The organism is Streptomyces sp. NPDC014907 (assembly GCF_055562975.1).
Map to the genome: position 1 here is coordinate 702724 of NZ_JBVHEG010000002.1, position 20298 is coordinate 723021.

The following is a 20298-nucleotide window of genomic DNA, read 5'->3' on the forward strand; positions in this document are numbered from 1 at the left end:
CCGTCACAACTTCGGCCGCCTCGGACCGGGCCGCCCCCGGCCGAACCGGCTCCGGCCGAACCGGCTCCGGTCGGACCGGCTCCGGCCCGATCGGCTCGGGTCGGGCCGTCTCCGGCCGGACCGCCTCGGGCCGAGTCGTCTCCGGCCGGGCGGCCGGGGGTGGGGACGTGCGCGGGAGGGTGCCGTCCGTCAGGCGTCTGGCCGTGCGGGCCGCGTCGCGCGAGGCCGCCGCTCCGGAGTCCGCGGGGTTCGGGGTCGGTGCCGTCATTCGGTGGTCCACCTCATGCTCTCGGTTCATCGGAACAAGCGCCGCCAGGTCTCCGGGCCCGGGTAGCCGTCGGCCGCTCCGCCGCGCCAGCCCTGTGCCCGCTGGAACGCCTCGACGTTGCGGCGGTCCGCCTCCGTCCAGCGCGGACCGGGTCCCGACAGGTAGTGCTTGCCGAAGCCCCGCTTCACCAGTTGTTCGCCCAGTTTCTTCACATACGCGTTGGACTGTCCCGGACGGAAGGAGCCACGCCCGGGGAACGCCGGCGCGTGCGCGCCCGGGGCGCCCGAACCACTCGAACCGCCGATGTCCCTGCCGCCGCCGGTCACGAGGAGCCGCCACGTGTCGGGGCCGGGCAGGCCGTCCGCCTCCTTGCCCCGCCAGCCCTGCGCCAGCTGGAACGCCTCGGTCGCCCGCCGGTCCGCCTCCCCCCACTTCGGGCCGGGTCCCCGGCTGTAGAACCTCTTGCCGCCGCGTGCGACGAGCAGGTTCCCGAGCCGGGTGACGTACGCGTTGTCCGCGCCGGGTCCGAACTTCGCCGCGCCGGGGAACGGCGTCGCCTCGGGTTCCGCCCCGCTCCCGGTGCCTCCGGCGCTCTCCAGGCCCTTGTACCGGTAGGCCACGTACCGGTCGCTGTTCTCCCAGTACGCCATCGGCGTGGCCTGTTTCCGCGTGTGCGGCCTGGTCTGCTCGTAGGCGAGGTAGGAGGTGTGCGTGTAGTCGGTCCAGCCGCCGAAGATCGTGACGTGGGAGCCCCGGGACGGGTCGGCCGGGTTGTGGAAGAGCAGGATGTCGCCGGGCTGGAGTTCGGACCGGTCGATCCGTTCGCCGAAGCCGCCGAGGCTGCCCGTCCACTCGTTGCCGCCCAGGTTCCAGGCCATGGAGACGTAGCCGGAGCAGTCCTGGCGGTATCCGTCCGCCGCGTACGCGGTCATGGAGTAGGGGACCTGCGCGGCGACCCACCGCTGGGCGCGGTTGATGATCTCGGTGCGGGTCGTCGGGCGCGGCGTTCCCGCCGGGGTCGGGGCGGCCGGGGTCTGCCCGGTCGCCGGGGTCTGTCCGGTCGTCGGGGTGGCGCCGGGGGCGGGCCGGGGGCCGGAACCCGCCCCGCCGTACAGCGGTTCCGGTCCGCCCTGCGGCGTGCCGGACACCGTCCCGGCAGGCCCGTCGTCCGGTCCCGGGTCCACCGGGTCGTCGGGCAGGCCGCCCGGTGCCGGGTCCGCCGGGGCGAACGGGCCCGGCGCGCGGGAGAAGGCGGTCGCGGTCGCGGCACCGCCGCCGCCCAGGACCACGCCCGCCGCCGTCATCAGGACCAGGGCGCGGCGGGCGCCCCGGGCGGCCGGGTGGCCGCCCGACCGGACCGGCAGGCCGAGGGCGAGGTCGCGCCGCTGCCGGGCACAGCCGGGACAGCCGCAGTCGGCCGCCGGTTCGAACTCCTCGAAGACCAGCACGCTCATGCGATTCCCCTCCACACTCGTCAAGATCTCTTCGGCCGCCCGGGGGCGGACCTGTCTTAACTGTCCGGACAAGTCGCATTTTGACCGATCGGAGGACTGATACGACCATCCGACAGGCCGGAGGGGCCGTTATTGGTCAGGAGCACGTCTCCACGTCGGGTAGAGTTCTCTCTGTCAGCAGGCGCCGCTAGCTCAGTTGGTTAGAGCAGCTGACTCTTAATCAGCGGGTCCGGGGTTCGAGTCCCTGGCGGCGCACGCGAAACCAAGGCCCCCTCACCATCGGTGAGGGGGCCTTGGCCGTTCCGTCCCCGGTCTCAGTCCGCCGTTTCCGCGCCGGAGCCGTCGTCGCGGCGGCGCGAGCTGCGGAAGGCGACCGCCACGGCGGCGACGGCGGCCATGCCGAGGCCGAGCACGGTGTACGGGGTGCCGAGGCCGTTCTCGCCCGCGGCCTGCGCGACGCCGGGGGCGGCCGGGGCCGCGAAGGCGACGGCGCCGCCACCCGCGCCGACCGGCTCGGCCGGGGCGGCCGCGCTCGGGTGGTGGGCGGGCCGGACCGGCTCGCGGGGCCCGATCCGTACGACGCCGGCGTCCCGGTGCCGGTGGCCGTCGCAGACCACGTCGACCGGGTAGGCACCGCTCTCCAGTCCGGCCCTCACCCCGGTGTCGCCGTACAGCGGGGAGTGCCCGCCGTCCCGGCCGGTGAGTTCCACCCCGGTGGTGAACGCCCGGGACGTGGCGACGCCGGTCGTGCCCTCGCACCCCCGGACGCGCACGTCCAGGTCGTCGCCGGGCGAGGCGGTCGAGGGGGTGACGGTGACCCCCACCCCGTCGTGGGCGTGCGCGCCGCCGGCCGAGGGTGCCAGTACGAGCACCAAGGCCGCCCCAGCGGCGCGGAGAGCAATGGAGCCTGAACGCATCGTGACCTCCTGGTACTGGCAGGGTCACCCGTTCCGGCTCTTTCCGCATCCCGGGGGACCCGGCCGGGTGTCCGGGCCGGGCCCCTCCCGCCGGGGTCAGACGCGGTCGACGATGTCCGCGATCGAGTCGACGGTCTTGGACGGGCGGAACGGGTAGCGGTCCACCTCGGCCCGGCTCGTCAGCCCCGTCAGGACCAGGAAGGTCTGCATCCCCGCCTCCAGACCGGCCAGGATGTCGGTGTCCATCCGGTCGCCGATCATGGCGCTGGTCTCGGAGTGGGCGCCGATCGCGTTGAGGCCGGTGCGCATCATGAGCGGGTTGGGCTTGCCCGCGAAGTACGGCTCCTTGCCGGTGGCCTTGGTGATCAGCGCGGCGACCGAGCCCGTGGCGGGGAGCGGGCCCTCCAGGGAGGGTCCGGTCTCGTCGGGGTTGGTGCAGATGAAGCGGGCGCCGGCGTTGATCAGCCGGACGGCCTTGGTCATCGCCTCGAAGGAGTACGTGCGGGTCTCGCCGAGGACCACGTAGTCCGGGTCGTGGTCGGTGAGGACGTAGCCGATGTCGTGCAGGGCGGTGGTGAGTCCGGCCTCGCCGATGACGTACGCGGTGCCGCCGGGGCGCTGGTCGTCGAGGAACTTGGCGGTGGCGAGGGCGGAGGTCCAGATGTTCTCGACGGGGACGTCGAGGCCCATCCGGGCGAGCCGGGCGTGCAGGTCGCGGGCGGTGTAGATCGAGTTGTTGGTGAGGACCAGGAAGGGCTTCCCGGTCTCCCGCAGCTTCTTGATGAACGCGTCGGCGCCGGGGATCGGCACGCCCTCGTGGATGAGGACGCCGTCCATGTCGGTGAGCCAGGATTCGATCGGCTTGCGCTCTGCCATGGGTGCGGGACTCCTGCCGTACATGTGTGCGGGGTGCTGGGGGCGCCGCGACTGCGCTGTGGCGACGCCCCCAGGGTAGGGCCTGGCCGCCCGCACCGGGCCGGGCCGGAGCGGGGTTCCGGCGCGCGCGGCCGCACGGCCCGGGAGGGACCGTTCAGGAACCGGACGGCTCGATCTCCCCGGCGAAGACGATCACCTGGTCGATGAGGCTCCGCCGCAGGTGGACGACGTCCGTTCCCGCCAGGCGGGGGCCTCCGTCCGGCGTGGTGAAGGCCCACCGGTACCGGGCCCACTCGTCGGGCATGTCCACCGCCGAGCAGCGCACCATCGTCCCGGTCCCCGCCGGGTGGTGCCGGATGTCCAGCACGAACTGCTCGACCGCCCCGATGCCCTCGCTGCGGCCCAGCGGCCCCCAGAAGACCACGTCCGTGGTCAGGGCCTGGGAGAGCAGCCCGGGTACGTATCTGTCGTCCGATGCGTTGAAGGCGGAGAGGAACGTGTCGATCGCGGACCGGGCTGTCTCTTCCTGCATGCGTCAGTCATACCAGCCGCTCCGGGGGGCGCACACGCGTCCCGTGGACCTCCCCCGGCCACGGCGCGGGCGCCGGTCCCGTGACCGCGCGGGGTGCCGGGGGCGCCGCGCCCGCGCCGGGGCGGCGCCCCGGGGGTCAGGAGGTGGTGATGCCGACCCCGTCGACCGTCCAGTACCAGTTGTTGTCGCCGGTGTAGCGGAAGCGGAAGTTGACGGTGGAGGCGCCGGCCGGGACGGGGACCGTGAGGGACTGGGGCTGGGAGAGGACGTCGGCGGTGTAGCTCTTGACCACGGTCGGGGTGCCGCCGTTGAAGCTCACCAGGACCTGGGCGGTCTGGGCGCCCTCCTGCCGGTAGAGGGTGGTGAAGCCGAGGGTGACCGAGGACGCGCCGGAGACGGGGTGCGCGGGCGTGACCAGGGTGGAGTCGAACGTGCCCGAGAAGCTCTTGTCGGCCCACTCGTCGGAGTCGGCGACGGCGAAGACGCCCCGGGCACGCACGTTCAGCTCGCGGGACTGGTCGCGCTGGGCGCGGGTCCAGAACTCGTCGGTGGCGAAGGACCAGCCGCGCCACTCGGTCACGCCGCCGGTGCCCATCGCGTTGTTGACGACGGACCAGCCGCTGGGCGGGGTGCGGGTGAAGCCCAGGACCCCGGCGGGGACGGCGGTCTCGTCGACGCGGCCGGACAGCGACCCGTACAGGGTGTCGAAGGGGTCGGTGGAGCGCTCCTGGACCGGCTTGCCGTCCAGGCCCCAGGACGGGTCGGGGACGATGCCGAGCTGGTGGAAGACGGTGGCGGCGACGTCGACCAGGCGGGTGTCGATCGGGCGGGCGCCGGCGGCGATGCCGGGGCCCTGGGCGAGGACGAAGGTGCGCCGCTCCTCGATGCCGGAACCGCCGTGGCCGCCGGCGTCGGTGTGGCCGTGGTCGGTGGTGACGATGACGGTCCAGCGCTCCGAGGCGCGGGACGGGCGGGCCTCGATCGCGGCCAGGAGCCGGCCGAGGTGGGCGTCCTGGACGTCGATGGCTTCGAGGTACTTGGCGTGCGCGGCGCCGTAGGTGTGGCCGATCTCGTCGGTCTCGCCGAAGTAGACGAAGAGGACGTCGGGGTTCTGGTCGCGCAGGACGGACTCGGTGATGTCGGTGATCACCTTGTCGTTGACGACGTAGTCGTTGTCGTAGACCAGCTTGGCGTCGGCGCCGGGGGTGACGGTGCCGTGGGTGTCGAGTTCGGGCCAGTCGACGGCGGCGAAGAGGGAGAGGCCGGGGCGGACCTGGTTCAGGCGGGCGAGGAAGCCGGGGTAGCGGCCGTAGTTCTTGCCGGTGAAGGTGTTGTCCCTGACGCCGTGCTTGTCGGGCCAGACGCCGGTGGAGATCGTGGACCAGCCGGGGCCGGAGGAGGTGGCGGCCATCGGGTTGGCGTAGAGGAGGGAGCGGCCGTAGGTGCCGTTGGCCATCAGGGACTTGAGCACGGGGGCCTTGGCGGCGTCGATCCGGTCGTACCGCAGGCCGTCCATGCCGACGACGAGCACCTTGTCCTTGCTGGTGCCGTCGGGGAGCGTCGGGGCGGCGGTGCCGGCCGCGAGGGCGGCGGGGGCGGCGAGCCCGGTGGCGGCGGCGGCCGCGGTGGCGCCCGCGGCGGCGAGCACGGTGCGGCGGGAGATGCCGGTGAGCGGCATGTCGGAGTCCTCCGTGGAAGGGGGGAAGGTGTCCGGGCGCAGCCCAACACCCCTGAGGGCTCAGGGGCGTTGGGTCCGTACCCGTTATCCTTCCGCGATCTGCGGGAGTGTTCCAGAGCCGTGCGGTGAACTCTCAGCTTCCGGTGGCGGACTTCCACGCGTCGACGTACGCCGTCAGGTTCTCGCCGATGTCGGTCCAGTCGGGTTCGAAGACCTCGACGCCCTCCAGGAGCTTGGTGAGGGCGACGGCGTTGGCGTCGGTGGGCTTGACGTCCTTGCGGGCCGGGAAGCCGCCGCCGACGGCGCTGACCTGGCGCTGGGCGGCCTCGCTCAGGAGGAAGTCGAGGAGCTTCCTGCCGTTCCCGGCGTGCGGGGCCTTGTTCACCAGGCCGGCGGCGTACGGCAGCGCGAAGGTGGTGGGCTTCCCGCCGCCCTTGGCCGGGAACCAGATCCCGAGGTTCGGCATGGACTTCGCCTGGGCGAAGTTCATCTGGACGTCGCCGTTGGCGACGAGGAGTTCGCCCTTGTCCACCTTGGGGGCGAGCTTGGAGGTGGAGGAGGACGGGCCGACGTTGTTGGCCTGGAGCTTCTTCAGGTACTCCATGGCCGGTTCGCGGCCCCCGAAGTCGTGCACGGCCTTGATGAGGACGGCGGTGCCGTCGCCCGCGACGCCGGGGGTGGAGTACTGGACCCGGTTCTCGTACTTCTTGTCGAGCAGTTCCTCCCAGGTCTTCGGGGCGGCCGGCAGCTCCTTCTTGTTGTGGACGAAGCCGAAGTAGTTGTTGACGACGGAGGTCCAGGTGCCGTCGGCCGCCTTGTCGGCGCCGTCGACCCGGTCGGAGCCCTGCGGCGCGTACGGCTGGAGCAGCCCCCTGGAGCCGGCCTGCTGGATGAAGGGCGGCAGGGTGACGAGGACGTCGGCCTGGGTGTTGCTCTTCTCGCGGAGGGCGCGCTGCACCATCTCGCCGGAGCCGCCCTCGACGTACTCGACCTTGATGCCGGTCTTCTTCTCGAAGTCCGCGAAGACCTTGTCGTACCAGCCGTCGCCCGCCTCGCCCTTGAGGCCGTCGGCGCTGTAGACGGTGACGACCTTCTCGTCGGAGGCGGCGGAGGAGCCGCCGCAGGCGGTGAGGGTGGCGGCGAGGACGAGGGCGCCGGTGACGGCGGCGGCCGGCCGGGCGAACGTGGACGCGGTGCGCATGTCGGGTTCTCTCCTGGTGGGACGGAGCCTCAGCGGTACGAGGCTCGGGTGCGGACGCGGGAGACGGCGAGGAGGACGAGCAGGGTCGTGGCCATGAGGACCACGGCGAGCGCCGAGCCGGTGAAGAGGGAGCCGCGGTCGGTGGCGGTGAAGACGAGCACCGGCAGCGGCGTCCAGTCCGGCGGGTAGAGCATCATCGTGGCGCTCAGTTCGCCCATGGAAAGGGCGAAGCAGAGTCCGGCGGCGGCGTTCAGGGACGGCAGCAGGAGCGGGAGCTTCACCCGGAAGAGGACGTACGAGGGTCGGGCGCCGAGACCGGCCGCCGCCTGCTCGTACACCGGGTCCAGGCGCCGGATCGCGGCCGAGACCGACTGGTGGGCGAAGGCGGTGACGAGCACGGTGTGGGCGAGGACCACGATCCAGCGGGTGCCGTTGAGGAGCACCGGAGGCCGCGAGAAGGCGACGAGGACGGCGAGGCCGACCACCACGGACGGCACGGCGACCGGCAGCATGAAGAGCGCGTCCACGATCCGCCGGCCCCGCTTCCCCAGGGCCGCCGAGGCGAGCGCGGCCCAGGTGCCGGCGGTCAGCGCGACCAGGCTGGCGGTGACGGCCGTGACCAGGCTGGTGGTCAGGGCCCGCAGGGACTCGCCGCGCACGGCCGCCGCGTAGTGGGCGGTGGTCGGCCCGGAGGGGAGGGCGCCGGACCAGTGGGTGGAGAAGGAGGCGGCGAGGACGACGAGGAGGGGCAGGGCGAAGAGCGGCACGAAGAGGACGGCGAACAGGACCCAGACCGTCCAGCGGCCGGTACGGCTATGCACCAGCACGGCGGCTCACCCCCCGGTAGAGGGCGTAGAGGCCGGTGGAGAGCGCGACGTTGACGACGGCGACGACGCAGGCGGCGGCGTAGTCGGACTCGAGGATCGCCTTGCCGTAGACGAGCGTCGGGAGGGTCGTGACGCCCTTGGCGCCGGTGAAGAGGACGATCCCGAACTCGTTGAGGCACAGGACGAGGACGAGGCTGCCGCCGGCGGCGAGCGCGGGCAGCGCCTCGGGCAGGATCACCTGCCGGACGATCCGCGGGGCCCGGGCGCCGAGCGAGGACGCCGCCTCCAGCTGGGCCGTCTCCATCTGCGAGAAGGCGGCGAGCAGCGGGCGCATCACGAACGGGGTGAAGTACGTGATCTCGGCGAGGAGCACGCCCCACGGCGTGGTCAGGAACCGGAAGGGCCCGGTGGCGGCGCCGGTGACGTCGGTCCAGATCCCGTTGGCCATGCCGACCGTGCCGTAGAGGAACAGCAGGGCGAGCGTGATCAGGAAGGACGGGAAGGAGAGGAAGACGTCGATGAACCGCGCCACCGCCTTCGCGCCGGGGAAGGGCACGAACGCGATCACGAGCGCGAGGGCGAAGCCCAGGACGAGGCAGCCGGCGGTGGCCGCGACGGCGATCCACACGGTGGTGACCAGGGCCTCGCGGAAGGACGCGGAGCCGAGGACCTGGGCGTACGCGCCGGGGGCCAGGGACTCCCGGACGACGAGGGCGAGCGGGTAGAGGAAGACGAGGCCGAGGACGGCGACGGGCGGCAGGGCCCAGACCCAGGCGGGGGTCGTGCGGGGGGCCTTCGCGGTGTCCGCCGGGGCCGGGACGGCCGTGGTGACGGCGCTAGCCACCGGACACCCCCTGACCACCGGTCGTCCGGGGGCCGCCGGTCGCCACGGGGCCGCCGGTCACCCCCGCCGTCAGGAGCACCGCGTCGTCGGGGGCGAAGTGCAGGGTGACCTCGGTTCCCAGCGGGGGCGTCTCCCGCAGCTCGCGGACGTCCGCCTTCACCCGATGGCCGTCCACCTCCACGTACAGCCGGTGGGTGGAGCCGCGCCACTGGACCTCGGCGATCCGGCCCCGGAGGGCGTTCGGGCCGTCCCCGAGGCCGACGAGGTGGGGGCGGACGCAGAGGGTGGCCCCGGCGCCCGGTGCCGCTCCCCCGGTCTCCACCTTCAGCTCCGTCCTCCCGAGGGCCACCCCGTCCGTGCCCACCGTCACCGGCAGCAGGTTGGCGTTGCCGACGAAGGAGGCCGTGAACTCGGTGCGGGGCCTGCGGTACAGGTCCTGCGGGGTGCCGCAGTCCCGGAGCCTGGCCCGGTCCATGACGGCGATCCGGTCGGCCAGGGTCAGCGCCTCGACCTGGTCGTGGGTGACGTACAGGATCGACACGTCGGGCAGTTCGCGGTGGAGCCGGGCCAGTTCGGCCAGCATCCCGGAGCGCAGCTGCGCGTCGAGCGCCGACAGCGGCTCGTCCAGGAGGAGCACGTCGGGCCGTACGGCGAGGGCGCGGGCGATGGCGACGCGCTGCTGCTGGCCGCCGGAGAGCTCCCGGGGGTGGCGGCGGGCGTAGTCCGCCATGCCGGTCATCTCCAGGGCCTCCGCGACCCGGCCGGGGATCTCGGCCCTGGGGACCTTGCGGGCCTTGAGGCCGAAGGCGACGTTGGCGTCCACCCGGAGGTGGGGGAAGAGGGCGTACTGCTGGACGACCATGCCGATCCCGCGCCGGTACGGCGGCAGGCCGGTGACGTCCCGGTCCCCGATGAACACCCGCCCGGAGGACGGCCGGACGAATCCGGCGACGGCCCGCAGGGCGGTCGTCTTGCCGGAGCCGGAGGGTCCGAGGAGGGCCATGACCTCGCCGGGCTCCACCGTCAGGTCCAGGGAGTCCAGGACGGTGGTGGAGCCGTAGGCGACGGAGACGGCGTCGAAGCGGATGCCGCTGGTCATGCCTCGTACTCCCGTATCAGCCCGGGCAGTTCGGCGACGGAGGCGAGGACGCGGGTGGCGCCGTGCTCCTTCAGCGCGGCCTCGCCGTGGGCCCCGGTCAGGACGCCCGCCACGATCCCGGCCCCGGCGCGGACGCCGGAGAGCATGTCGTACGCGGTGTCGCCGGCGACCGCGATCCGGCGCACGTCGTCGACGGCGCCGGTGCGGAGGAGCGCGCCGAGGACCATGTCGGGGTACGGGCGGCCCCGGCCGCCGGTGTCGGCCGGGCAGAGGGTGAGGCCGACGAGGTCGCGCCAGCCGAGGGCGTCGAGGATGGCGTCCTGGGTGACCCGGGCGAAGCCGGTGGTGAGGACGACGGTCCTGCCCTGCTCCCGGAGGGCGGCGATCGTCTCGGCGGCGCCGGGGACCGGGGCGATCATGCCGTCGGCGACGAGTTCCCCGTACGCCTCCTCGAAGGCGAGGTTGGCCCGCTGCGCGCGCTGCTCGTCGCCGCCGAGGAGGTGGCGGAAGACGGAGATCTTCGACTCGCCCATGGTGGCGCGGACGTGGCCGATCATCGCGGCCGGGTCCTCGCCGAGGCGTTCGGCGGCGACGGTGAAGGCCCGTTCGACGAGGCCGTCGTCGGCGACGGTGGTGCCGGCCATGTCGAGGACGACGAGGCCGTACGTGTTCTTCGCGGCCGTGGCGGCGGTCGCCGCCGTGGTCGCGGTCGTGGCCGTGTTCGTGGGGTTCACGGAGTTCATGGTGTTCACCAGCCCAGTTCGTTCGCGGTCGTCTCGGCGATGGCGGGCGAGCAGGTCATGCCCCGGCCGCCGGGCCCGGTCACCAGCCACACGCCGTCGCGGACCCGCTGGCGGTGGACGACCCGGGTGGTGTCGGTGCACTGCGCGTACACCCCGGCCCAGCGGCGCCGGATCTTCGGCAGCGGGCGGCCGAGGAAGGACTCGACGACGCGGGTGAGGTGTTCGTAGGGGTCTTCGAGGGTGTCGAAGGCGAAGGGGTGCTCGTACTCGTGGGTGTCGCCGATGGTCAGTCCGCCGTCGAGCCGCTGGACCATGAGGAGCTGCATCCGGTGGGCGGCGGCGACGGGGTCCTGCGCCTGGCCCGCGTTCAGCGCGTCGAGGGCGCCGGAGGCGTAGGCCGGGTAGTAGCGGAAGGAGTCGGCGTCCGCGACGGAGGTGGTGAGCGGTTCGCCCAGCGGGTCGGTCTGCATCATCTGGAGGCGGACCCGGCGGACCGGGATCTCGCCGGCGACCTCGCGGACCAGACCGGAGAGCCAGGCGCCGGTGCAGAGGACGACGGCGTCGCCGCCGTGGACCTCGCCCCGGTCGTCGCGGACGGCGTGCTCCCCGACGACCTCGCGGACCTCGCGGTGCGGCAGGAAGGTGTACCTGCCGGTGGCGAGCAGCGCCTCGCGGAGGGCGAGCTGCGCGGTGCGGGGCTCGACGGCGGCGTCCCGCTCGCACCAGAGCGCCGCCTCGAACTCCCCGCGCAGGGCCGGGTTGACCGCGCGGGCCTCGTCGGCCGTGAGCAGCTCGTAGCCGCGCGCGGCGGCGTCGGGGCGGGCCGCGGCGGCCTCGGCGACGGCGCGTTCGAGCTCGTTCCGCACGGGGGTGAGGGAGCCGATGGCCCGGAAGCCGAGGCCGGGGACGCGGGCGCCGATGCCCTCCCAGAGTTCGCGGGCGCGCAGGGCGGTGTCCAGCTCCTCCCCGCCGGCGCGGCCGCTCACCCAGATCTGGCCGAAGTTGCGGAGGGAGGCGCCGCGCGCCTCCGCCTCGCGCTCGATGTGTACGACCTCGTGGCCGCGTTCCACTGCGTGCCAGGCGTGCATGGTTCCCACCACGCCGGCTCCTACGACGATCACCTTCATGCCGACGACGGTCGCGGGGACGGATGGCCCGGACGGGGCCGGTGGTCGACGGGGCGGTGAACGGGCCGCCAAACTTGGACCAGACCCGTTACCGTTCCGTGATGAACGGGTCCCGCGACGGGCTCCCGCCGTCAGTCCTGGCGCCCCAGGTGCGCGGTGAAGCTGAAGCGGTCGCCCCGGTAGAGGGTGCGGACCCGTTCCAGGGGCCGTCCGGCGGTGTCCCGGGAGACGCGGTGGAGGAGCAGCATCGGGAGGGCGGGCGGCGTGCCGATGAGCAGGGCCTCGCGCGGCGTCGCGAGCACGGTCTCGATGCGCTCGTCGGCGTCGCCGAACGAGATGCCGAGCCGGTCGTGGAGGTAGGCGTAGAAGGACGAGTCCGGGTCGAAGTCGGTGTCCAGGCGCGGGACGCGGGCCTCGGAGACGTAGGTGCTCTCCAGGCCGACCCGCTCGTCGTCCGCGAGCAGCACCCGCTCCATGTGCCAGACGGGTTCGCCGCGTGCGGCGCCGACCTCGGGGGCGAGCGCCTCCGGGCAGGGGAAGCGGTCGAGCGAGATCAGGCCGCGGCCGGGGCGGCGGCCCTGGCGGCGCACGCCCTCCGTGTAGCTGGCGAGCGAGAGGGGCTGTTCGAGCTTGGGGCCCGCGACGACCGTGCTCCGGCCCCGGCGACGCAGCCGCCCCTCCAGGAGGAGTTCGCGGATCGCCTGCCGGACGGTCTCCCGGGACACCCCGTACCGGACGGCGAGGTCGCGCTCGGTGGGCAGCGGCCCGCCCTCCCCCAGCGCGTCGACCGTCTCGGTGAGCTTCGCCTTGACGGCGTAGTACTTGGGGACGCGGCCGTGCTCGGGGACGCCGGAGCGGACGGGGGCGCCGGGAGTGCTCTGGTAGTTCACCGGGGGATGGTCGCAGACGGGGGTGAACGGGGAGGTGTACGGCGGGTGTCCCGGGGATGCGGGGCGCCTGCCGTTGGGGGGTGGGGCGGGGGTGGCGGTGGCTCGGGGGCGCTGGTGGTGGCCGGCCGGGGGGCCGTGGTTCGAGGCGCGGGTTCGGGGGCGCCGGTGACGGTTGCGGGCCGGGGAGGCGCGGTTCGGGGCGCCGGTGACGGTTGCGGGCCGGGGAGGCGCGTCAGGGTGCCGGTGGTGGCAGCCGGCCGGGGGGCGGTTCGGGGCGCGGTGCGGGAGCGCCGGTGGCGGCGGCCGGCCGGAAGGTCGCGGTTCGGGCGGGGTTCAGGGGCGCCGGTGGCGGCGGCCCGCGCGGACGAGGGCGGCTCCGAGCAGGAGCAGGGCGGCGGCGAGGACCGCGAGGGCGCGGGCCCGGTCGTCCGGCGCGCTTCCGGTGCGGGCGAGTTCGGGGACGGGGGCGGGGACTTCGGAAGGTGGCGCGGTGGGCGTCTCCGCCGGCGGGGACGGCCGGGCGGGGGTGGCGGACGCGGAAGGCGGGACGGGCCCGGACGGCTCGGCGGGGGCCGCCGGTCCGGCCGAGGCGGTGGGTCCCACCGGGCCCACGGACCCCGACGGCCTCGTGGGGGCCGGGGGCTCGGCGGGTCCCGGGGGATGGGCAGCCCCGGACGGTTCGGCCGCCCCCGGGGGTTCGGCGGGCCCGGACGGTTCGGCCGGGGCGTCCGGGGGCTCGGCCGGGGCGGGAGGGCCGACGGTCAGGCGGTAGTCGCCGGACTCGCCGATCCAGTCCCCGTCCGCGCCCTGGCGCTGGACGATCGCCGCGTTGACCACGATCTCGCCGGGGGCCGTCCCCGCCGCGAAGGCCAGCCGCACGGGGACGGTGACGGTTCGGCCGGCGGGCACGGCGAAACCGCCGAAGTCGGTGAACACGCCCACGTTCTCCGCCTCGTCGGTCGCCTCGAAGGCCACGGGATGCCAGCGCGCGGCCCCGGCGTCGTAGAACTCGAAGCGAATCCGCTCCGGCCGGAGGACCCGGTCCCGGTCGGCGAGGACGAGCACCGGGTGGACGCCCGAGCAGGGGGCCCCGGTGGTGTTCGTCAGCACGAGCTTCCACTCCCGGAAGGGGCCGCCCGCCGGGTAGGTGGCCGGGCCGTCCTGAATCCGGGTGTCGAGCGGGAAGCCGGCATCGCCCGGAGTGCCGCAGGCGGGGGTGGACGGATCGGGGGCGGGGATAGCGGGGGCGGCCGGAACCGCCGGCCCTTCCGGGGCGGCCGGGGCTTCCGGGGCGGCCGGGGCTTCCGGGGCGAGCGCGGGGGCCGTCGCTCCCGGGCCCGGGGCCGTATCGCCCCGCTCCGGGGCCGCGCCGCCGAAGCCCGGAGCCGTCGCCGTGACCGGGGCGGGGGCCGCCGCCGGGGCGGGGGCCGTGAGGACCAGGGGGACCGTCGCCACGGCGGTCGCCACGGTCACGGCACGGACGCTGCGCAGTCGCAGGGGGGCGGATGCCATGGGGCCGGTGCCTTTGCTGCTCGCGGGCAGGGGTCGTCGGTCGTGACACTGCCACCCGGGGGCGGGCGGGGCGAGCGGGGGGACCGGGGGCCCCTCCGGAAGGACCGCAAGATGCGCCCGATCAGCCCACCTCCGGATCGCCGGGCGTACGCGGCCGACGAGCCCGTCACCGGGTGGGACCGCCCTCCCGCCGCCTGCCCCTCCGTCCGCCGCCCCGCCCGCCCTCCGTCCGCCGATTCCGGTCCCGCGCCGGAACCGGGACCGGAACCGGAACCGGGACCGGAACCGGAACCGGGACCGGAACCGGAACCGGCACGGGACCGGAACCGGGGCCAGGACCGGGGCCGACACCGGGACCGGGACTCGCGCCGAAACCGGGGCCGGTGCCGGGCCCGGCACCGGAATCGACGCCGGCCCCGGGCCCGGGCCCGGGGAGCGACCTACTTCCCGAAGACCGGCGCCAGGGTCAGCCACGCCGCCCCCTCCGCCACCACGTCCCGTCCCGGCGCGACCCCCACCCGGGTCGTCAGGCCGAGTCCGGAGAGGACCCGCCGGACCCCGTCCGCGAACGTCTCCGGCGCGGCGAGCACCACCCGGCCGCCCAGGAGGACCTGGTCGATGTCGAGGAGCCGTACGAGGTTGGCGGCGCCCGCGCCCAGAATCCGCGCGGCCCCGACCGGTTCGCCGCGCGCGACCGCCGCCAGGCACAGGACCTCCAGGCAGCCGCGCCCGCCGCAGGCGCAGGGCGGCCCGTCGAGCTGGACGGTCTGGTGGCCCAGTTCGCCCGCCCCCGTCCTGTCCCCGCGCAGCGGCGCGCCGCCGAGGACGAGGCCGGCGCCGAGCCCCGTACCGAGGTGGACGTAGGCGAACGAGCCGGGGGCGCCGGGCCGCAGGGCGAGGCCGAGGGCGGCGGCGTTGGTGTCCTTGTCGAGGACGACGGGCAGTCCGAGGCGCCGGGCCAGCTCCTCGCGTACCGGGTGGCCGGCCCACTGGGGAAAGCCCGTCACCCGGCCGGGCACCCCGGCCCGGTGGTCCAGCGGTCCGGGCATCGCGACCCCGATCCCCAGAACGGCCCCCGCCCCGGCCCCGGCCGCCGTACCGCTCCCGACGGCCGGACCCGGCCCCGTACCGCTCCCGCTCCCGCTTCCGTTTCCGCCCCCACCCTCGCTCCCGGCCCCACTCCCGCTCACGTCCCCGCCCCCGGTCCCGTCCCCGTCCCCGCCCCCGGGAGCGGCCCCCGGCCCGCCCGCCGGGCCGTCCTCCAGGAGGGCCCGCACCTCTTCCGTCACCGCGTCCAGGACCGGCCCCGTGCCCGCCCCGAGGTCCAGCGGGCGGCGGCGCAGGGTCACGACCGTGCCCGTGAGGTCGGTCAGGAGGGTCGTCAGCTCGTCGCGGTCGAGGTGGACGCCGACGGCGTACGCGGCGGAGGGCACCAGGCGCAGGACCGTGGGGGGCTTGCCGCCGGTCGAGGCGCGCCGGCCCGCCTCCGCCGCCAGGCCCCCGGCCCGGAGGCGTGCGGTGATCTTGCTGACGGCCTGCGGGGTGAGCCCGGTCCGCCCGGCCAGTTCCAGACGGCTGATCCCCGCTTCCCCGGCCGTGCGCAGCAGGTCGAGCACGAGCGCGGCGTTGTGGCTGCGCAGCGCCGGTACGTTCACTCCGCCCAGGTCGTTCTTCACGCCCCCATTGTCGCCGTCGCTTGCACTTCGGCAACAGCGTTGCTTAAGTGAGGAGCATGACTGGCACCGACTCGACGACCGCCGCCGGGGGCGGCACGGACACCGCCCCCCGCACCCCCCTCCGCGTCGGGCTCGTCGGCTACGGCCTCGCGGGCTCCGTCTTCCACGCGCCGCTGATCGCCGCCTCCGGGGACCTCGTCCTCTCCGCCGTGACCACCGGGAACCCGGAGCGGGCCGCCGAGGCCCGCGCCGCCCACCCGGGCGTGCGGGTGGCCGCCACGCCCGGGGAGCTGTGGGCGCCCGGGGCGGAGGAGCTGGACCTGGTGGTCGTCGCCTCCCCCAACAAGACGCACGTCGAGGTCGTCACGGCCGCCCTGGAGGCGGGTCTCCCCGTCGTCGTGGACAAGCCGCTCGCCGGGACCGCGGCCGAGGCGCGCGGGCTCGCCGCCCTCGCCGAGGAGCGGGGGCTGCTCCTCTCGGTCTTCCAGAACCGCCGCTGGGACAACGACTTCCTCACCCTCCGCCGGCTCCTCGACGAGGACGCCCTCGGCGGGGTCCAGCGCTTCGAGTCCCGTTTCGAGCGGTGGCGCCCGAAGCCCAAGGGCGGCTGGCGCGAGTCCGGCGCGCCGGAGGAGATCGGCGGGCTCCTGTACGACCTGGGCAGTCACGTGGTCGACCAGGCCCTCGTCCTCTTCGGGCCGGTGGTCTCGGTGTACGCCGAGTCGGACGTGCGCCGGCCGGGGGCCGGGGCCGACGACGACACCTTCCTCGCGCTCACGCACGCGAACGGCGTCCGCTCCCACCTGTACATGAGCGCCACCGCCGCCCAGCTCGGGCCCCGCTTCCGGGTCCTCGGGCAGCGCGCGGGCTTCGTGAAGTACGGGCTCGACCCCCAGGAGGCCGCCCTGCGCGAGGGGAAGCGGCCCTCCCCCGGCACGCCCTGGGGCGTGGAGCCGGAGGAGCTGTGGGGCCGGGTCGGCGCCGGGGAGTCCCCGGTGACCGGCGGCGGCACCCCGGTCGAGTCGCTGCCCGGCGACTACCCGGCGTACTACGCGGCCGTCGCCGCCGCCCTGCGCGGTGCCGGCCGGAACCCGGTCACCGCGCACGAGGCGGCCGCCGCCCTCGACGTCCTGGAGGCGGCCCGGCGGTCGGCCCGCGAGGGGATCACCGTGTCCCTGTGAGGCGCCGCCCGCCGGGCCGCCGCCCGGTCAGGCGCCCTTGAGTTCCTGGCGCTGCCGCCCGAGCCCCTCGATCTCCAGCTCGACCACGTCGCCGGGGCGCAGGTACGGCTTGGGCTCCGGCTGCCCCAGGGCGACGCCGGCGGGCGTACCGGTGTTGATGACGTCGCCCGGGTACAGGGTCATGAACCGGCTGACGTACCGCACGACCTCCGCGACCGGGAAGATCTGGTCCGAGGTGTGGCCGTCCTGCCGCAGTTCGCCGTTGACCCAGAGCCGGAGGGAGAGCGCCTGCGGGTCGGGCACCTCGTCGGCGGTGACCAGCCAGGGGCCGAGCGGGTTGAAGGTCTCGCAGTTCTTGCCCTTGTCCCAGGTGCCGCCGCGCTCGATCTGGAACTCGCGCTCGGAGACGTCGTGGGCGACGGCGTACCCGGCGACGTGCGCGAGCGCCTGCTCGTCGGTCTCCAGGTAGCGGGCGGTGCGGCCGATGACGACGGCCAGCTCCACCTCCCAGTCGGTCTTCACCGAGCCGCGCGGTACGAGCACGGTGTCGTCGGGCCCGACGACGGTGTCGGCGGCCTTGAGGAAGACGACGGGTTCGGCGGGGGCGGCCGCGCCGGTCTCGGCGGCGTGGGCGTGGTAGTTGAGCCCGACGCACACGACCTTGCCGATCCGGCCGACGGGCGGGCCGACGCGCAGCCCGGTGGCGTCGAGCGCGGGCAGCACCCCGGCGCCGGCGGCGGCGCGGATGCGGTCGAGGGCCGGGGCGTCGGAGAGCAGGCCGCCGTCGACGTCGTCGACGAGGGCGGACAGGTCGCGGAGCGTTCCGCCCTGGTCGAGGAGGGCGGGACGCTCGGCTCCGGGCGGTCCGACACGCAGCAGTCTCATGGTCTTCTCCCTGTGGTCGAGGTGGGGCCGGGAAGGGCCCCGCGGTGCCCCGGCCGATGGAGTGCGGCCATCGGAGGATTGGTCGATCCTCCAAGAGAACGGGGTCCGCTGCAAGACCCCGTTCACGGTGTGGACCCTTACGCGCGAGTAGCAAGGGCGTCGGGCGACTCCTCCGTACGGAAGAGGAGGGCGCGTTCGGCGACGGTCCAGGCCGCGCTGGTGACGACGTAGAGGGCGGCGGCGAGCGGCACGACGGCGGCCGTGATCAGGGTGGCGAAGGAGAGCAGCGGCATCAGCCCGGTGATCGCGCCCGCGCCGGGAACGGGCTCCCCGGAGGCGAGGGGCTGGGCGGCGAGCTGCCGCCTGGTGTGGCGGTAGCCGAAGGCGGCGACGACGGCGACGCACGCGAACAGGGCCAGGTAGACCTGCCCGGCCGGCCCGAACGCCCCGCCGTGGGAGAGGGCGTCGGCCCAGCGGTCGCCGAGCGGGGCGGCGAAGAGGTCGTGCCCGGCCATCCGGTCGCCGGAGAACAGGTGGTACATGAGGAGGAAGGCGGGCGCCTGGAACAGGGCGGGCAGGATGCCGGCGAAGGGCGAGACCTTCTCCTCCGCGTGCAGGTCCAGGATCGCCTTCCTGAGCCGCTCGGGGTCCTCGGCGTGCTCCCGGCGGAGCGCGGCGAGCCGCGGGGCGAGCCGGGCGCGGGCCTTCTGGCCGCGCGCGGCGGCCCGGGAGAGGGGGTGGACCGCGAGCCGTACGAGCGCGGTGAAGAGGACGATCGCGGCGGCGGTGGCGGTGCCGGCGAAGAGCGGCTGGAGCAGCTCGGCGAGCCGTTCGACCAGGGTGGCGAAAAGGGACGTGAACGCGGACATGGGGAGCCCTCCGTGGGGTCTCGTCGTGCCGGGGAGACGGGGTTCTCGGCAGGACGGACTCGCGTGCGGGAGGGGGTTCACGGAACGGTGTCCGGGTCGTGCGCCCGGACTGGCGTCCGGGCCGGTGCGCGGGGCTCCCTACGCGGCCGTCGGGAGGGGACGGCCGGGAGCCCGGGGTCTGCGGCGGCCGGCCGCGTCGGGGTCGCGCTGCGGCAGGAAGGCGGTGCGCCGCTCGCGGTCGCGGATGGCGGTGCGGACGGCGGTGGGCGGCACGGCCGGGGCCGTGCGGGCGCCGGAGAGGGCGCGGACGACGCTGGCCGCGGCGAGGGCGACGGCGGCGGAGACACCGGCTCCGGCGGCGGCGCCGACACCGTCGGAGAGGAGCAGCCCGGCGAGGGCGAACAGGAAGAGCAGGGGCGCGGCGAACCGCGGGAACGGACTCCCGGCCGTCATCGCGTCACTCCCTCCCCGTCCCGGCGCCGCCGCAGCGGCGCACCGCAGTGTCTCCATGCATCCGTGCCCCGTGCCCCGTGTCCCGTGTCCGGTGTCCGGGGCGTCCACCGGGAAGACGCACGGCCGGGGACGGAAGTTCCCGCCCCGGCCGCTCCCCTCCACCCCCCGGGGGACGACAAGCGCCGACACGCCAACTCTCCGGGCCCGCACAGCAGTACGGTGGGACACATGCGCCCCGACACGCCTGCCGCACACACCACCGAAGCCGAGCGTCTGCTGCGCACCGCCGCGCAGTACCCGGGTGACCGGGAGCCCTTGTCCCTCCGGGCCGCGGCCCACCTGGAACTGGCGGGCGACCGCCCCGGGGCGACGGCCCTCTACGACGCCCTCCTGTCGTCCGAGCCCGCGAACCCGCACCTGATCAGGGCGCTGAAGGCGGCGAACCTCTGGGAGTACGGGCACGAGGCCGAGGCCCGCGCCATCATCGACGGACTCCGCGAGGTCCGGCCCGCGGACGCGGCACCGTGGGAGATCGCGGCGGAGACGCTGGAGGCCCACGACGAGCTGGAGGCGGCGGAGGCGACCCTGACGGAGGCGGCGAGGCTCCTGGCCGCCTCCGCGGAGGAGCTTCCCCACGCGACCCGGTCCCTGATCACGACCCGGCACCGGGTGCGCAGGATGCTGGCGCTGCCGCACGACGACTGGGACGACCGGGCGGACCGGCTCCACACGGCGGCGGTCCCCCTGGACGAACTCCACGACCCGAAGCGCCTCTGGTCCCTCGGCTCGGAGGACCCGGCGGAGCTCCGGGCGGAGATCGCCCGCCTCCGCTCCGAACTGGGCACCTACCGCACGGCCCTCTCCCGCCCCTTCCCGGTCGCGGTCCTCCACTGGCCGGAGCCGGAACTGGACGAGCTGCTCGCCGCGTACCCGGAACTGGAGGCCGAGTACCCCACGTACGCGGCGCACCTCACCGACCTGGAGGCCTCCCTCCGCGAACTCGCCCAGGCCGGCACCCCCAACCTGGGCGTCGTCCGCGCCACGGTCCCCTCCTACGAGGCCTTCGCCGCCTCGGAGTCCACCCACCCGTCGAACGCGGACCTCCTCCCCCAGTACGCCACCACCCTCGCGGCCCGCGGCCGCGCGACGGCCTGGCCGCCGGCCCGGGGAGAGGCGTGCTGGTGCGGGTCGGGGGAGACGTACGGGAAGTGCCACGGGGCGGATTGACGCCCGACCGACGCCTCATCGCGCCCCCCTCTCCGACGC

The 20298-nt window shown here is 75.1% G+C and carries 19 protein-coding genes and 1 tRNA gene; 3 read left to right on the forward strand and 17 right to left on the reverse strand.

What is annotated here, in order from left to right:
• Positions 1 to 294 precede the first annotated feature (294 nt).
• Positions 295 to 1722 (reverse strand): peptidoglycan-binding protein, encoded by a 1428-nt coding sequence (locus tag ACZ3IL_RS08535; protein ID WP_467387937.1) that lies wholly within the window; start codon positions 1720 to 1722, stop codon positions 295 to 297.
• 181 nt (positions 1723 to 1903) lie between these two features.
• On the opposite strand from ACZ3IL_RS08535, the gene ACZ3IL_RS08540 reads away from it, so the two are divergent.
• Positions 1904 to 1977 (forward strand) — tRNA-Lys (locus ACZ3IL_RS08540).
• A 59-nt stretch (positions 1978 to 2036) separates the two neighbouring features.
• On the opposite strand, the gene ACZ3IL_RS08545 is transcribed toward ACZ3IL_RS08540, so the two are convergent.
• The 13 genes from ACZ3IL_RS08545 to ACZ3IL_RS08605 all read right to left on the reverse strand — a co-directional run bounded on the left by ACZ3IL_RS08545 (position 2037) and on the right by ACZ3IL_RS08605 (position 15644).
• Positions 2037 to 2594, reverse strand: coding sequence for a hypothetical protein (locus ACZ3IL_RS08545; RefSeq protein WP_467387939.1), 558 nt, complete (start codon positions 2592 to 2594; stop codon positions 2037 to 2039).
• A 141-nt stretch (positions 2595 to 2735) separates the two neighbouring features.
• Complete coding sequence (locus ACZ3IL_RS08550; RefSeq protein ID WP_467387940.1) at positions 2736 to 3515, reverse strand: HAD-IIA family hydrolase; 780 nt, start codon at positions 3513 to 3515, stop codon at positions 2736 to 2738.
• Between the two features lie 154 nt (positions 3516 to 3669).
• On the reverse strand, positions 3670 to 4047 hold the full coding sequence (locus tag ACZ3IL_RS08555; RefSeq protein ID WP_467387942.1) for a nuclear transport factor 2 family protein: 378 nt from the start codon (positions 4045 to 4047) through the stop codon (positions 3670 to 3672).
• 136 nt (positions 4048 to 4183) lie between these two features.
• Positions 4184 to 5725, reverse strand: coding sequence for an alkaline phosphatase family protein (locus ACZ3IL_RS08560; protein WP_467387944.1), 1542 nt, complete (start codon positions 5723 to 5725; stop codon positions 4184 to 4186).
• Positions 5726 to 5858: 133 nt separating this feature from the next.
• Positions 5859 to 6926, reverse strand: coding sequence for a 2-aminoethylphosphonate ABC transporter substrate-binding protein (locus tag ACZ3IL_RS08565; protein ID WP_467387946.1), 1068 nt, complete (start codon positions 6924 to 6926; stop codon positions 5859 to 5861).
• Positions 6927 to 6955: 29 nt separating this feature from the next.
• On the reverse strand, positions 6956 to 7753 hold the full coding sequence (locus ACZ3IL_RS08570; protein WP_467387948.1) for an ABC transporter permease: 798 nt from the start codon (positions 7751 to 7753) through the stop codon (positions 6956 to 6958).
• On the reverse strand, positions 7740 to 8597 hold the full coding sequence (locus ACZ3IL_RS08575) for a 2-aminoethylphosphonate ABC transporter permease subunit (RefSeq protein ID WP_467387950.1): 858 nt from the start codon (positions 8595 to 8597) through the stop codon (positions 7740 to 7742). Before ACZ3IL_RS08575 ends, ACZ3IL_RS08570 begins: the two co-directional genes overlap by 14 nt.
• Positions 8590 to 9696, reverse strand: a complete 1107-nt coding sequence (locus ACZ3IL_RS08580) for an ABC transporter ATP-binding protein (RefSeq protein ID WP_467387952.1) — start codon at positions 9694 to 9696, stop codon at positions 8590 to 8592. The genes ACZ3IL_RS08575 and ACZ3IL_RS08580 overlap by 8 nt, the downstream gene beginning before the upstream one ends.
• Positions 9693 to 10439 (reverse strand): phosphonatase-like hydrolase, encoded by a 747-nt coding sequence (locus ACZ3IL_RS08585; RefSeq protein WP_467388220.1) that lies wholly within the window; start codon positions 10437 to 10439, stop codon positions 9693 to 9695. The genes ACZ3IL_RS08580 and ACZ3IL_RS08585 overlap by 4 nt, the downstream gene beginning before the upstream one ends.
• 5 nt (positions 10440 to 10444) lie before the next feature.
• The gene (locus tag ACZ3IL_RS08590) at positions 10445 to 11566 is read right to left on the reverse strand and encodes a TIGR03364 family FAD-dependent oxidoreductase (protein ID WP_467387954.1); all 1122 of its coding nucleotides are present in this window, start codon (positions 11564 to 11566) and stop codon (positions 10445 to 10447) included.
• Between the two features lie 131 nt (positions 11567 to 11697).
• Complete coding sequence (locus tag ACZ3IL_RS08595) at positions 11698 to 12456, reverse strand: GntR family transcriptional regulator (protein WP_467387956.1); 759 nt, start codon at positions 12454 to 12456, stop codon at positions 11698 to 11700.
• 333 nt (positions 12457 to 12789) lie between these two features.
• Positions 12790 to 13968 carry a hypothetical protein gene (locus ACZ3IL_RS08600; protein WP_467387958.1) on the reverse strand — a complete coding sequence of 393 codons (1179 nt, stop codon included), beginning with the start codon at positions 13966 to 13968 and terminating at the stop codon, positions 12790 to 12792.
• Positions 13969 to 14408: 440 nt separating this feature from the next.
• A complete protein-coding gene (locus ACZ3IL_RS08605; RefSeq protein ID WP_467387960.1) occupies positions 14409 to 15644 on the reverse strand; it encodes an ROK family transcriptional regulator in 1236 nt (411 codons plus the stop codon).
• A gap of 56 nt (positions 15645 to 15700) precedes the next feature.
• Here ACZ3IL_RS08605 and ACZ3IL_RS08610 point away from each other — a divergent pair, with 56 nt between their 5' ends.
• Complete coding sequence (locus ACZ3IL_RS08610; protein ID WP_467387962.1) at positions 15701 to 16825, forward strand: Gfo/Idh/MocA family protein; 1125 nt, start codon at positions 15701 to 15703, stop codon at positions 16823 to 16825.
• Between the two features lie 27 nt (positions 16826 to 16852).
• Here ACZ3IL_RS08610 and ACZ3IL_RS08615 read toward each other — a convergent pair whose 3' ends face one another.
• The 3 genes from ACZ3IL_RS08615 to ACZ3IL_RS08625 all read right to left on the reverse strand — a co-directional run bounded on the left by ACZ3IL_RS08615 (position 16853) and on the right by ACZ3IL_RS08625 (position 19032).
• The gene (locus ACZ3IL_RS08615; protein ID WP_467387964.1) at positions 16853 to 17710 is read right to left on the reverse strand and encodes a fumarylacetoacetate hydrolase family protein; all 858 of its coding nucleotides are present in this window, start codon (positions 17708 to 17710) and stop codon (positions 16853 to 16855) included.
• Between the two features lie 137 nt (positions 17711 to 17847).
• A complete protein-coding gene (locus ACZ3IL_RS08620; RefSeq protein WP_467387966.1) occupies positions 17848 to 18579 on the reverse strand; it encodes a YidC/Oxa1 family membrane protein insertase in 732 nt (243 codons plus the stop codon).
• A gap of 138 nt (positions 18580 to 18717) precedes the next feature.
• Entirely contained in the window at positions 18718 to 19032 is a 315-nt protein-coding gene (locus ACZ3IL_RS08625) for a DUF6412 domain-containing protein (RefSeq protein ID WP_467387968.1), read from the reverse strand.
• A gap of 228 nt (positions 19033 to 19260) precedes the next feature.
• Here ACZ3IL_RS08625 and ACZ3IL_RS08630 point away from each other — a divergent pair, with 228 nt between their 5' ends.
• The gene (locus ACZ3IL_RS08630) at positions 19261 to 20259 is read left to right on the forward strand and encodes an SEC-C domain-containing protein (RefSeq protein ID WP_467387970.1); all 999 of its coding nucleotides are present in this window, start codon (positions 19261 to 19263) and stop codon (positions 20257 to 20259) included.
• Positions 20260 to 20298: the final 39 nt, after the last annotated feature.